Origin of the sequence: Nonomuraea sp. B12E4 (genome assembly GCF_039871825.1) — a bacterium.
Taxonomy (GTDB): Bacteria; Actinomycetota; Actinomycetes; order Streptosporangiales; family Streptosporangiaceae; genus Nonomuraea.
In genome coordinates this window covers 25366-38058 of record NZ_JBDPME010000018.1, presented here as the reverse complement: position 1 = coordinate 38058, position 12693 = coordinate 25366, and the positions used below count along the sequence as shown (strand labels likewise).

Annotated in this window: 11 protein-coding genes; 4 read left to right on the top strand and 7 right to left on the bottom strand. The window is 69.5% G+C overall.

Going from position 1 to position 12693, the window contains the following annotated elements; genetic code table 11:
- Positions 1–5: 5 nt before the first annotated feature.
- The gene (purH, locus tag ABGB18_RS32435) at positions 6–1547 is read right to left on the bottom strand and encodes a bifunctional phosphoribosylaminoimidazolecarboxamide formyltransferase/IMP cyclohydrolase (protein WP_347699453.1); all 1542 of its coding nucleotides are present in this window, start codon (positions 1545–1547) and stop codon (positions 6–8) included.
- Positions 1544–2173, bottom strand: coding sequence for a phosphoribosylglycinamide formyltransferase (gene purN / locus ABGB18_RS32430; RefSeq protein WP_347699452.1), 630 nt, complete (start codon positions 2171–2173; stop codon positions 1544–1546). The genes purH and purN overlap by 4 nt, the downstream gene beginning before the upstream one ends.
- 77 nt (positions 2174–2250) lie before the next feature.
- Here purN and ABGB18_RS32425 point away from each other — a divergent pair, with 77 nt between their 5' ends.
- The gene (locus tag ABGB18_RS32425; protein WP_347699451.1) at positions 2251–2670 is read left to right on the top strand and encodes a hypothetical protein; all 420 of its coding nucleotides are present in this window, start codon (positions 2251–2253) and stop codon (positions 2668–2670) included.
- Between the two features lie 236 nt (positions 2671–2906).
- Here the strand turns inward: ABGB18_RS32425 and ABGB18_RS32420 are convergent, their stop codons facing one another.
- From ABGB18_RS32420 to sucC, 3 genes are all read right to left on the bottom strand, one after another.
- Positions 2907–4538, bottom strand: coding sequence for a DUF6350 family protein (locus ABGB18_RS32420; RefSeq protein WP_347699450.1), 1632 nt, complete (start codon positions 4536–4538; stop codon positions 2907–2909).
- A 744-nt stretch (positions 4539–5282) separates the two neighbouring features.
- Positions 5283–6158 (bottom strand): succinate--CoA ligase subunit alpha, encoded by an 876-nt coding sequence (gene sucD / locus ABGB18_RS32415; protein ID WP_347699449.1) that lies wholly within the window; start codon positions 6156–6158, stop codon positions 5283–5285.
- Positions 6159–6161: 3 nt separating this feature from the next.
- Positions 6162–7343: an ADP-forming succinate--CoA ligase subunit beta gene (gene sucC, locus ABGB18_RS32410; RefSeq protein ID WP_347699448.1), complete on the bottom strand. Its 1182-nt coding sequence runs from the start codon at positions 7341–7343 to the stop codon at positions 6162–6164.
- 365 nt (positions 7344–7708) lie between these two features.
- Between sucC and ABGB18_RS32405 the strand changes: the two genes are divergently transcribed.
- Together ABGB18_RS32405 and ABGB18_RS32400 are read left to right on the top strand one after the other, a co-directional pair.
- Positions 7709–8524: a hypothetical protein gene (locus ABGB18_RS32405; RefSeq protein ID WP_347699447.1), complete on the top strand. Its 816-nt coding sequence runs from the start codon at positions 7709–7711 to the stop codon at positions 8522–8524.
- 154 nt (positions 8525–8678) lie between these two features.
- Complete coding sequence (locus tag ABGB18_RS32400; RefSeq protein WP_347699446.1) at positions 8679–9539, top strand: hypothetical protein; 861 nt, start codon at positions 8679–8681, stop codon at positions 9537–9539.
- A 60-nt stretch (positions 9540–9599) separates the two neighbouring features.
- Here the strand turns inward: ABGB18_RS32400 and galE are convergent, their stop codons facing one another.
- Both galE and ABGB18_RS32390 read right to left on the bottom strand, forming a co-directional pair.
- Entirely contained in the window at positions 9600–10580 is a 981-nt protein-coding gene (gene galE, locus ABGB18_RS32395) for a UDP-glucose 4-epimerase GalE (protein WP_347699445.1), read from the bottom strand.
- Positions 10581–10891: 311 nt separating this feature from the next.
- On the bottom strand, positions 10892–11995 hold the full coding sequence (locus tag ABGB18_RS32390) for a Gfo/Idh/MocA family oxidoreductase (RefSeq protein WP_347699444.1): 1104 nt from the start codon (positions 11993–11995) through the stop codon (positions 10892–10894).
- 83 nt (positions 11996–12078) lie between these two features.
- Between ABGB18_RS32390 and ABGB18_RS32385 the strand changes: the two genes are divergently transcribed.
- Positions 12079–12684 carry a TetR/AcrR family transcriptional regulator gene (locus tag ABGB18_RS32385; RefSeq protein WP_347699443.1) on the top strand — a complete coding sequence of 202 codons (606 nt, stop codon included), beginning with the start codon at positions 12079–12081 and terminating at the stop codon, positions 12682–12684.
- The last annotated feature ends 9 nt before the right edge of the window (positions 12685–12693 follow it).

Sequence of the window (12693 nt, the reverse complement as noted above, 5' to 3'; positions counted from 1 at the left end):
CGGGATCAGTGGAAGAAGTGGCGGGTGCCCGTGAAGTAGAGGGTGATGCCCGCCTTCTCCGCCGCCTCGATGACCTCCTGGTCACGGATGGAGCCGCCGGGCTCGACGATCGCGCGCACCCCTGCCTCGATCAGCACCTGCGGACCGTCGGCGAACGGGAAGAACGCGTCGGAGGCCGCCACCGAGCCGGCCGCGCGCTCGCCCGCCCTGGTGACCGCCAGGCGGCACGAGTCCACCCGGTTGACCTGGCCCATGCCCACGCCCACGGTCGCCCCGTCCACCGCCAGCAGGATGGCGTTCGACTTCACCGAGCGGCAGGCGCGCCAGGCGAAGGCCAGGTCGGCCAGCAGCTCCGGCGACGCGGGCTCCCCGGTCTTGAGCTCCCACTGCGCGGGGTCGTCGCCGGGCGCGTCCACGCGGTCGACCGACTGCACCAGGAGACCGCCGTCGATCTTGCGGAACTCCGTCGGCTGCTCCGGCCGCTCCGGGCACCGCAGCAGGCGCAGGCTCTTCTTGGCCTGCAGCACCTCCAGCGCCTCCGCGTCGTAGTCCGGCGCCACCACGACCTCGGTGAACACGTCAGCGATCTGCCTGGCCAGCTCCACCGTCACCGCGCGGTTGACCGCGATCACCCCCCCATACGCCGACACGGGGTCGCAGGCGTGCGCCTTGCGGTGCGCCTCGGCCACGTCGGAGCCGACCGCGATGCCGCACGGGTTCTGGTGCTTGATGATGGCCACACAGGGGTCGGCGAAGTCCCAGGCGGCCCGCCAGGCGGCGTCGGAGTCCAGGTAGTTGTTGTAGGACATCTCCTTGCCGTGCAGTTGCTCGGCGTTGGCCAGGCCGCCCGGTGCCCCGGTGTAGAGGGCGGCGCGCTGGTGCGGGTTCTCGCCGTAACGCAGGGTGGCCTTGCGCTGGTATGCGGCGCCGGTGAACGCGGGCAGCTCCTCCTCGTTCCCGTACGGGCCCGCGAACCAGTTCGCGACCGCCACGTCGTACGAGGCCGTGTGCGCATACGCGACCCCGGCCAGCCGCCGCCGCTCGTCGAGCGTGAAACCGCCGGCGGCCACCGCGTCGAGCACGTCGCCGTAGAAGGCGGGATCGACCACGACGGCGCAGGTGTTGTGGTTCTTCGCGGCGCCCCGGATCATCGCCGGCCCGCCGATGTCGATCTGCTCGACGCACTCCTCACCGGACGCGCCGGAGGCCACCGTCTGCTGGAACGGATAGAGGTTGACCACCACGAGCTGGAACGGGTCGATCTCCAGCTCCTCCAACTGGGCCACGTGGTGCGGCTTGGTGATGTCGGCCAGCAGGCCCGCGTGCACGCGCGGGTGCAACGTCTTGACCCGCCCGTCCAGGCACTCGGGGAATCCGGTGAGCTGCTCGACCTTCGTCACCGGGATCCCGTACGAGGAGATCGCGGCCGCGGTGCCCCCGGTCGAGACGATCTCCACCCCCGCACCGTCGAGGGCCCTGGCCAGCTCTTCGAGCCCGGACTTGTCGTAAACGGCGATCAGCGCGCGCCGGATGGCGATGCGAGTCACGTGGATTCCCCTCCTGGTTGGTTCCCGATACGGACGATGCGTCCCTTGACCGTCCAGCCCTCGCGGACCATCCGGCCGACGATGTCGACGAGCAGGCGGCGCTCGACGGTCTTGATGCGCTCGTGCAGCACGGCCTCGTCATCATCCGGCAGCACGGGCACCGGCTCCTGCGCGATGATCGGCCCGGTGTCCACTCCCGCGTCGGCCAGCATCACCGTGCAGCCTGTCACCTTCACCCCGTGGGCGAGCGCGTCACGGACGCCGTGCGCGCCGGGGAACGACGGCAGCAGCGCCGGGTGGGTGTTGACCACGGGAAAGGAGTCCAGGGTCGGCGCGCCCAGGATCTTCATGAAGCCCGCCGAGACGACCAGATCGGGTTCGTGTTCCGCGATCCGGGCCGCGATGGCGGCATCCCACTCGACACGCGTCTCATGGTCGCGCAGTTTCTCGACGAAAGTCGGAATTTGGGCCTTCGCCGCCCTGGCCAGCCCTTCGATCCCCTCCCTGTCGGCGCCGACCGCGACCACGCGGGCTCCATACGACGGGTCGGCAGAAGCGTCCAGCAGGGCCTGTAGGTTGGTTCCAGAGCCGGAGACGAGGACGACGAGTCGCCCAGCCTTAGACACGCGCACTCTCCAAAGAGGAAACATGGGTGGGGGTGCCAGCGTATCTGTTCCTCGTCCGGCGACGCAGAGGAGGTCAGGTGTCCACACCGGTGAAGGCACCGGCAGGCCAGCAACCCGCGGACTCAGCGGGCCGCCGAGCGATCTGGTTGTCCATCGCAGCGCTGGCCATGACGTTCATGTTGCCGCTCGCCGGCCTGGTCATGGCGCTGTTCGCGCTGGTGGCCGGGATCCGGGCGCTGCCCCTGCTGAAAGCCGAGGGCAGGCCCACCGGCGTGGCGGCGGGCGGCATCACCATTTCCTCGGTCGCGCTGGTGGTGTCCGCGATGGCCGCGGCGATGCAGCTCTACCTGATGGACGAATACACCGCCTACCAGGAGTGCTTGAAGGGCGCGGGGACGGTGTCGTCACAGGGCGAGTGCTTCATCCAGTTCCGCGACGCGGCCCAGCGCAAACTCCCCGCCGACGTCCTCGACATGCTCGGCACCATGCAGCCGTAGCAGGGGATCTGCCGCACTCCCCGGCGCCGGCTCGGTCAGCCGCGATCCAGGCATGACATTCGTTGAGCCGCGACCCCAGCGGTGGAGGTCGGTGAGTCACGGTCCCCGGCGTTGGGGTAGGTCGGTCACAGTCCCCGGCGTAGGGATTCGTCAGCCGCCGGTCCCAACCGTAGGGGTTCGTCAGCCGCGGCCAGGAGTAGGGGCCCCTCAGTCGCGATCCCAGGCGTAGGGGCCTGTCAGTCGCGATCCCAGGCGTAGGGGTCGAGATAGATGACGTGTCCGCCGCGGTCGTCCGACTCGTCCACGATGTCCTTGCGCGGCGGACGGGCCGTTTCGGGGCGCGGCAGGCGAGGGCGGGCCTGGGCCAGCGTCTCCGCTTCCGCCGAGGCGTGTTCGTCCTGCCAGTCGTCCCTGATGACCGGGATCTCCTGGGTGTCGGCCTCGGTGGCGTCCATCCAGTGGCCAGGCAGCGGACGCGGGTCCGACTCGGCCAGCCCCACCCTGCTCGCCGCCTTCGCGATCGCGGCCCCCGCCTTCCGCACAGGAGCGGCCGCCTTGTCCAGCGGCGTACGGGCCCGCTTGTTGAGCAGCAGCAGGTTGGCCACCCCGGCGGAGATGCCCGCGGCCACCCCGACCTCGAGCGCCACCGACAACGCCACCTCCCAGGGCGACGGCCCGACCGCGGCCAGCCGCCCCCCGCCGATGGGCCCGCCGGACAGTGCCGCCAGCACCCCCGCCACCAGCCCGGCCGAGACCCCGGTGAGGAACCCCCAGAGCGGCGCGGCCTCATACGACGGCGACGGCGAGATCCTGGCCACCATCACCCCGGCCACGGCCCCGGCGGCGAACGGCACCGCGATCACCGCCATCATCCACGCCGGCACCGGCCCGCTCTCCGGCAGCGCCCCCAGCAGCGGCAGGCTCGGCACCGTGCCCAGTTGCACGCCGGTGGGCGCGACCAGCGTGTCCGCGCCGATGGCGAACCCGGGTCCGGCGATGTAGGAGAAGGCCCAGATGACGGCGTTCAGCAGGTAGAGGAGTTGCAGCAGCAACAGCAGCACCCCGCCCACGAACCCGGGCGCGAGCACCTCCGACAGATCCCTGACCTGCCCGAAGTTCAGCACGACGGCGACCAGCACCAGCGCCAGCCCGGCCACGAGCAGCACCGCCGTGGCGACGGCCGTGCCGATGGTGAGGGCGCGCACCCGCTCGGGCAGCAGCCGCAGCATCGCCCGCCACGGCCCGATCGTGCGTGCCGTGGCCAGCGCGCCCGCCAGGAACGCCAGCACGAAGTGGCTGAGCAGCGCCTCACCGATGAACGGCTGCGTGATCTCGTTGCTCGCGACGAGCGCGATCAGCCCCGCGAGCAGCGCGTACGGGGCCGCCAGCGAAACCCCCGCCTGCATCACCAGGACGAGCTGGGCCCGGCGCCGAGCCTGGGCCTGCTCCTTCGGGCTGTTCTTCGGCAACCGGGCAGGCAGGCGGAGCCGCAGGTCGGCATCACGCGCCATCCACCGCCCGGCCCGGTAGAGCAGCACGGCGGGCAGGATCGTCAGGCCCAGCGGCAGCAGCCCGACCCGCCCGCCCGGAATGGCGAACCCGGCGTGGTGCGCCGCCAGCCAGAGCTGCGCCGCCGTACGGAACACGCCCGGCAGCCCCGCCCCCAGCGTGCCACGCGGCGCGGCGATCCAGCCGACCAGCGTCAACGTGGTGAGCGCGGCCAGCCCGACGCCTAGGGTTAGGGCGGCGGCGAGCATTCCCGACACGGGCAGCGGCCGTCTCGACTCGTCGTCGTCGCTCGAACCCCCGGGCAACTTGCCGAGCACAGACCGGGGGGCAGTACGCAACTGGTCGAGAATCGCCGTCACAGTAGGCGATTTTCTCAATCTTTCCCGACCAGCGCTTGGTTGACGCGCCGCCGCCCCACACTTTATGAATCTCGCCGCCGTTTTACCCCATCCATCTCGGCCGCCGCCCACCTCGGCCGCCGCCCCTCAACCCCCGCCCATCTTGTACGCTCCGCCGGGGTTGCCCCACCCGCCGTCCTTGGCTGGGCTCTGTCCAGGGGGACGCTTGCTGAGCCGTTCAGTGGCGCACCGCCGTTACGACGCCCCTTGCCCGTCTCCGTGGCCACAGGATCAACCACCGATGTAAGCCACAAAACCCCCACCCCACACGGCCTCACCACATGACTTGACCGCCACGGCCCCACGGACCGACCGACGCCAACGGCACAACCTCAACCGCCCCCGGACCGCACGAGCGACCTACCACCGCACCTCACGGGTTGACCAACACCACACCTCACGGGCCGTCCCACCCCCATGCCCGACACGCGGCTCACTGCCTCGGCTCCCGGGCAGGGCTGACCACCACCGTGCCCCAGGCTGCCGGTATCCATGTCATCCGGGGTGACGAGTCACCACGGACGTGGCCCACGGGGCGGCGTTGCGGTGGTGCGCCACTGAGCGGCTCAGCAAGCGTCCCCCTGGACAGAGCCCAGCCAAGGACGGCGGGTGGGGCAACCCCGGCGCAGCGTACAAGATGAAAAAGACGTACAGGGTGAAAACGGAAACGCCCCGCGCGAGAGAGTCGCGCGGGGCGTTCGGGGTCTAGCGGGCCTGCATGATTTCGCGCATGAGCTGGGCGGTCTCGGAGGGGGTCTTGCCGACGCGGACGCCGACCTTCTCCAGGGCCTCCTTCTTCGCCTGGGCGGTGCCCGCGGAGCCCGACACGATGGCCCCCGCGTGCCCCATCGTCTTGCCCTCGGGCGCGGTGAACCCCGCCACATAGGCCACGACCGGCTTGGTGACGTGCTGCTCGATATACGCGGCGGCCCGTTCCTCGGCGTCGCCGCCGATCTCACCGATCATCACGATCGCGTCGGTGCCCGGGTCCTCCTGGAACGCCTGGAGCGCGTCGATGTGCGTGGTGCCGATGACCGGGTCGCCGCCGATGCCCACGGCGGTCGAGAAGCCGAAGTCACGCAGCTCATACATGAGCTGGTAGGTCAGCGTGCCCGACTTGGAGACCAGGCCGATGCGACCGGCGGTGGTGATGTCGGCCGGGATGATGCCGGCGTTGGAGGCGCCGGGCGAGGCGATGCCCGGGCAGTTGGGGCCGATGATGCGGGTCTTGTTGCCCTTGTCCACCGCGTAGGCCCAGAATTCGGTCGAGTCGTGCACCGGCACGCCCTCGGTGATCACGACGCAGAGCGGGATCTCGGCGTCGATGGCCTCCTTGACGGCATCCTTGGTGAACGCCGGCGGCACGAACACGACCGACACGTCCGCGCCGGTCTGCTCGATGGCCTCCTTGACCGTCCCGAACACGGGCAGGCCCTCGTGCGTGGTGTTCGCCTTGCGGGCGTTGACGCCGCCGACGACGCGGGCACCGGAGGCCAGCATGCGGCGGGTGTGCTTGGTGCCCTCCCCGCCGGTCATGCCCTGAACGATGATCTTGCTGTTCTCGGTCAGCCAGATAGCCATGAGTCACACACCTGCCGCAGCGAGCTCGGCGGCCCGCTTGGCCGCGTCGTCCATCGTGTCCACCAGCTCGACCCGCGGAAGCGCGGCGTCGGCCAAAATCTGCCGCCCGAGCTGGGCGTTGTTGCCGTCGAGGCGGACCACCAGCGGGTGGCGCACGGCCTCGCCACGGCTCTCCAGCAACTTGAACGCCGACACGATGCCGTTGGCGACGGCGTCGCAGGCGGTGATGCCGCCGAAGACGTTCACGAAGATGGACTTGACGCTCGGGTCGGACAGGATGATCTCCAGGCCCGCCGCCATGACCTCGGCGGACGCGCCGCCACCGATGTCGAGGAAGTTCGCCGGGGACGGCTTGCCGGGGAACGCCTCGCCCGCGTAGGCCACCACGTCGAGGGTGGACATGACCAGGCCGGCGCCGTTGCCGATGATGCCGACGTCGCCGTCGAGCTTGACGTAGTTGAGGTCCTTCTCCTTGGCCGCCGCCTCCAGCGGGTCCTCGGCCGACTTGTCGGCGAGGGCCTCGTGGTCGGCCTGGCGGAAGGAGGCGTTGTCGTCGAGCGTGACCTTGCCGTCGAGGGCCTTAACCTGGCCGTCGGCGGACAGGATCATGGGGTTGACCTCGACGAGCGTGGCGTCCTCGTCGACGAAGCAGCACCAGAGCTTCTCGATGAGCTCGGCGGCGCCGTCGAGCGACTTCTCCGGCAGGCCGCCGGCCTCCGCGATCTCGCGGGCCGTGGCGCGGTCGACGCCGTTGAGCGCCGAGACCGGGACCTTGGCCACCTTCTCGGGCGCGGTGTGGGCGACTTCTTCGATGTCCATGCCACCGGCGGCGGAGCAGATCGCGAGGAACGTACGGTTCGCGCGGTCGAGCAGGAAGGAGAAGTAGTATTCCTCCGCGATCGCGCTGGCCTCCTCCACGAGCACCTTGTGCACCGTGTGGCCCTTGATGTCCATGCCCAGGATGGCCTCGGCCTTGGCGGCGGCGTCGGCGGCGTCGGCGGCCACCTTCACACCGCCGGCCTTGCCCCGACCACCGGTCTTGACCTGGGCCTTGACGACAACGCGGCCGGTCAGCTCGGTTGCGGCCGACCGCACCTCCTCCACGGTGTGGGCGACGATGCCGCGCGGCACCGGGATGCCGTAGTCGGCGAAGAGCGTCTTCGCCTGATGTTCGAACAGGTCCACGAGGGTCCGTCCTCTTTCCTTGGTCGCTCGCCCTCCTCACTCGCTTCGCGGACTGCCGCGTTCGTCAGCCTTCCGCTCCGCTCGCTCTGTCGGGTTCGCTCCATGCTTTCCGACTGATGTTCGACGGCCCGGGCAACCCCCTGCGTGCCGGGCGTTTCCGCCAGTGAAGCCTAGCCCGAAGCTTGACCTGCCCCGGTCATCGGGTCGCGGTTCTCCCACTCTGTGACGCTGATCTCACTACTCCACGACGGCTTCTGCACGAAAAATGCATGGATTTGGGATCGTATGCACCGGTGCTCGATATACGGTCGTGATCTCTAATCGGCAGGCTTGCCTTCCCCGCCCTGAAATGTCGAAGGAAACTCATGAAGCGAATTCTCGCAGGCCTGGCCCTGGCGTCCTCGGCTGTCCTCATGACCGCCGTGCCGGCACAGGCCACGTCCGCGGATCCGGTCAAGGCGCTGCGTAAGCAGTTCGTGGCCGGGCACGGGGTGCGGGTCTCGGAGACGGCTCGCAGCCTGTTGAGCGGGAAGCCCAACGGCGTCACCAGTACGACGGGCGTCTACGGCTTCGGAAAGGCGGGGATCGTCGCCTCGGACATGCGTACTCGGGTGATGGGCGGGGAGTCCGACAAGTTGCCGACGCCACCCCGGGTGATCAACGTGGGCGACAGAGCCTATGCCCAGGGCGGGTTGTCCAGCGAGGAACTGCCGGACGGAAAGAGGTGGGTCCGGTACGCGATGGCGGGCGACCCGCGCTCGGGCGGCCAGCCGCTCGACATCTTCAAGCCCGAGGTGCTGAAGGCGCTCGTCACGCAGGCCAAGAGCACCAAGGGCGGCACGTATCGCGGGTCCCTTCCCTTCGGCACCCTCGGCAAGATCTACGGCGAGAAGGTCGACAAGCGGCTCAGCGAGATCAGCATCGGCTACGTGCTCGACCTGAACGCCAAGGGCCTGGTCACCCGGGTCCGCAGTGAATACTCGCTGGACTTCGGCATGCTCGGAAAGAGCACCTCCACCGTCGACACGCGTTACACGGGCTGGGGAAGTAAGGTCACGATCAAGGCCCCCGCCGCCGACGAGGTGATCGACGTCGAAGACCTCGACGGGCTCGGCGCAGACGCCGAGGTCCTGCAGGAGATCCCCGACACCTCCCTGAACTCGCTGGGCGGCATCCGCTAGCCCCGAGCTCGGTCGGGCCGCTCCCGAGGCCGCACGCCGACCTCACCACGGGGTCACACAGCTTCACCGCGAGGTCACAGGCCTCACCGCGAGGTCGCGTTCCCGGCCTCGACGCAGTAAGCAAGATCTTTCTCATCGAACAGAGGAACAACGCATGAAGCGCATCCTGACCGGCGTGGCCTTAGCCACGACGGCCACCCTGGTGACCGCCACTCCCGCGCTCGCCGCGGCCCCCAAGAACCCGGCGGTGGCCGTCAAGAAGAAGCTCGCCCCCGGCAAGGGGGTGAAGTTCACCGAGCGCACCACCATGATCAACGGCAGCCGGCGTGAAATCGTGGTCCGGCGCAGCGGCACCTTCGCATTCAGCAAGTCGGGCGTCGCCGCCTCGGACATCACCGGCAAGCTCAACTTCTCGTCGAGCGACCTGGAGAAGATCCCTGAGGGAGAATTCGGGGACCTGATCAAGGCGATGGCCGACCCCGAGCGCACGATCAGGACCGGCACCACGTCGTACCTGTCCGGCGGCCTTTGGGCGGCCATGCTGCCGGAGGGCAAGACCTGGTTCAAGGCGCCCAACGGCCCGACCAGCGGCGTCACCGGGGCCTTCGGCCAGCCCCTGAACCTGGCGGAGACCGCCACGCTCAAGACGCTGCTCAAGGGCGCCAAGCCCGTCAGCGACGGCTACGCGGGCAAGACCAAGGTGGGCGACGTGTGGAAGGTCTCCCCCTGGCTGCGCGCCTCCTTGATCGCGACGCCCTCCGCCAAGGCGCAGAAGACCCTGTTCTCCTGGCGGATCACCGTGGACAAGGCGGGTCTGCCGACCCGGCTGCTGACGACGTTCCCGGCGTCCGTGGTCGCCGCCGCCAAGGGCACCATCAGCGTGGACACGAGGTTCACCGGCTGGGGCGCCTCCGTGTCGATCAAGGCGCCGGCGGCGGATGACGTCGCGACGGAGTTCTCGGACGGCAGCGACGAGATTCCCCCGCTGAACGTCCCGCTGGCGGGCCTGGGCTGATAGCGCGATCCCTCTCCCACGCGGGTGGGAGGGGGATCCCCCCTTTCCTACGACCTCGGCCTAGTCGTCGAGCCGGGAGTCGCGCAGGGCCGCCCATTCGAGGGAGTGCCTGATGCCCTCCTCGACGGAGTGGCCGGCCTTCCAGTTCAGCAGCCGGCGGGCGCGGTCGGTGCGGGTATAGGCGCCGGCCACGTCACCCGGGCGCGCGGGAGCCTCGACGACCTCGATCGGGCGGTCGACCACACGGTTGAACGCCTCCACCAACTCCCGCACGGTCGTGCCGGCGCCGGTGCCCAGGTTGATCACGTCGGTGTCCAGCGCGTCGAACCTGCGCAGGGCCGCCACATGAGCGGTGGCCAGGTCCCAGACGTGGATGTAGTCGCGGATGCCGGAGCCGTCGCGGGTCGGGTAGGCGGTGCCGGTGACCTGGAAGGGCACGCGGTCCTCGTACGCCTCGATCATCTTGCCCAGGGCGTGGCTCGGGCGGCGCAACTGCAGGCCGGTGCGCATCTTCGGGTCGGCGCCGATCGGGTTGAAGTAACGCAGCGAGAGAATCTTGATCGGGCGGCCGGCGGAGATGTCGGCGAACATGGCCTCGCACACCGCCTTGGTCCGCGCGTATGGGCTCTGGGGGGCCAGCGGGGAGTCTTCGTCGACGGTGTGGTCGTCGCCCGCGCGGTAGATGGACGCGGAGGAGCTGAAGATCATCCGCTTGCAGCCGTTGCGGATCAGGTGGTCGACGAACTCCAGGCTCTTGGAGACGTTCGCGCGGTAGTAGCCGATGGGGTCGGCCACGGAATCAGGCACGACGATGAGCGCCGCGCAGTGAACGACAACCTCAATATCCGGATTTTCAGCAAATATCTTGTCAATCAGCGGTCCGTCGCTGATATCCCCCTCATAGAACACCCTTCCCTCGGCGAACTCCCGCCGCCCCGTCACAAGACTGTCGAGAATCACGGGCTCGATCCCAGCGTCCTGACACGCCGACGCAACCGTGCTCCCGATATATCCCGCCCCACCGCTAATCAACACACGCATCCCAGCACCCTAACTTCACTCGATGCACTGAGCCCCCAAAACCCCACCCTTTGAGGCCCCGCACGGTGGGCGTGTGGCCGAACCCCCAAAACCCCCATCCTGTACGGCTCCGCACGGTGGGCCGGCCACCCGCCGTACTTTGGCTGACGACCTTCCAGGAACACGCCCTCTGACCCGTCAGTGGCGCGCCACCGTCACGGAGCGTCCTGTGGGCCCCCTCCATGGGGGTTGTCATGCGATCTAGCTGGTCAGCCGCTTGAGGGTCGTCAATGCGGCAGCAGCTCGTTCAGGCCGTTGCTGCCACGTATTCATCACGAGGGCTTGGTCGCGCTCGGGTTCACCCACATGCGCTCGATCAAGGCGTGTAGTCGTTGGGCGTCGCGGAAGCTCGGCGCATGCCGGGTGTGGTCCCGCAGGTCGGCGGCCAGTCGTCGGTACAGGCGTGCGACGTTGGCCGCCTCGATCGGCAGCGCGGAGGCCTCGTCGGCGTCCGGCAGGATGGAGACGGGCGCGGTCGCGCCCGGCCGCCATTGCCACAGGTCGAGCCGACCGATCTGCGGCTGCGCCACCTGCGGCTCGGTCTCGGGTGCGGACAGCAGTGTGAGCGTGCCGGCCGTGCCGGAGATCTCCAGCCGGGTATGTGGGCGGGCGATCTCGCCGTCGTGCACGTGCATGGCCATCACGGCGCCGCCGTCGAGTCCGGCGATGGCCAGGAGCTGGTCGGGTGCGGTGACCGCGATCGCCTCGCCGGTTTCGGCGATGCGGTGCTGCTGGATCCGTACGGCGGTGCGCGCGCTGAGGTCACGGATGGGACCAAGCACGTGCTGCGCCAGGTCGAGCGTGTGCCCACCGAGGACCTCGACGAGTCCGGCGCCCGTGGTCGCGTCGTAGGTATAGGCCGTCCACGCCGGGACGTCGAGCGTGCCGCCTTTGGCGCGGGAGCTGAAGAGGTTCGCCGACAGGACGGTGCCGATCGCGCCGTCGGCGATCATCTCGCGCGCCCGCACCACAGTCGGCGCGAAGCGCGCCTGCAGGCCGACGACGGCGAGGACACCGGCCTGCTCCGCCGCCTCGGCCAGCGCCGCGGCTTCGGTGCTGGTGCGGGTGAGCGGCCATTCGCAGTACACGTGCTTGCCCGCCGCCAGGGCGGCCGTGACCAGCTCGACGTGCTCCGGAACCTTGACGGTCACCACGACGAGGTCCACGTCGGGATGCCGGGACAGGGCCACGGGATCGGTGAAGGCGTGCGTGGCGCCGAAGCGCTCACGTGCGGCGTGCGCGCTCTCGGCCCGGGTCGTCGCCACCGCCGCGAGGGCAAAGTGCGGCGAGGCCCTGATGGCGGGGATGTGCGCTCGGGCCGCCCATCCTCGGTCCGGGTTGGCTCCCAGAATCCCGACCCCGATCTGCTGATACATGTGCCACCTCATAACCGGATCGACTTGTTCCGGTTGCCTACTATAACTGGAACATTCTGATCCGGTTACGATAGGCTGGTGGCATGAGCGCGGTAGAGGCCCTGTTCGCTGACGGCAGCACCCGGTTGCGCGCCGACGCGCGCCGCAACGCCGAGCGTCTTGTGGCCGCCGCTCGGGGAGCGCTCGACGAGAAGGGGCTCGACATCACCGCCCGCGACGTCGTCAACCGCGCCGGAGTCGGGCTCGGCACCCTGTACCGCCGTGTCCCATCGCTCAACGCATTGCTGGCCGCCATCCTCATCGACACCCTGACGGAGATGACCGACCTGGCGATCCGCGCCCGCCAAGAGCCTGACCCGTGGACAGCCTTCGCCGGCTTCGCCGAGGCCTACGTGCAGCTACGCGCGTCGAGCTGCGGCCTGCACGCCGCGCTGTCCGGGACGGACGCCGATCCCCTCGACCTCGCGCTCCATGTCGACCGACTCCGAGAGGAAGTCCGCCACCTGGTCCAAGACGTGCAGGCAGTCGGTGCGATCCGCGACGACCTCGACTGGCGCGACATCCCGTTCCTGCTGGCCACTGCCATACCCGCAGACCGCACCATCGGCCTGACCGCCAGGCCCGACCAATGGCGGCGCAACCTCACTGTCATCCTCGACGGCCTGGCACCCGCAGGGCCGGGTCGCTGACCCCGCACC

Coding starts and splice junctions, on each gene's coding strand:
- sucD (WP_347699449.1), bottom strand. CDS start 6,158: ATGGCTATCTGGCTGACCGAGAACAGCAAGATCATCGTTCAGGGCATG.
- ABGB18_RS32405 (WP_347699447.1), top strand. CDS start 7,709: ATGAAGCGAATTCTCGCAGGCCTGGCCCTGGCGTCCTCGGCTGTCCTC.
- ABGB18_RS32400 (WP_347699446.1), top strand. CDS start 8,679: ATGAAGCGCATCCTGACCGGCGTGGCCTTAGCCACGACGGCCACCCTG.
- galE (WP_347699445.1), bottom strand. CDS start 10,580: ATGCGTGTGTTGATTAGCGGTGGGGCGGGATATATCGGGAGCACGGTT.
- ABGB18_RS32390 (WP_347699444.1), bottom strand. CDS start 11,995: ATGTATCAGCAGATCGGGGTCGGGATTCTGGGAGCCAACCCGGACCGA.
- ABGB18_RS32385 (WP_347699443.1), top strand. CDS start 12,079: ATGAGCGCGGTAGAGGCCCTGTTCGCTGACGGCAGCACCCGGTTGCGC.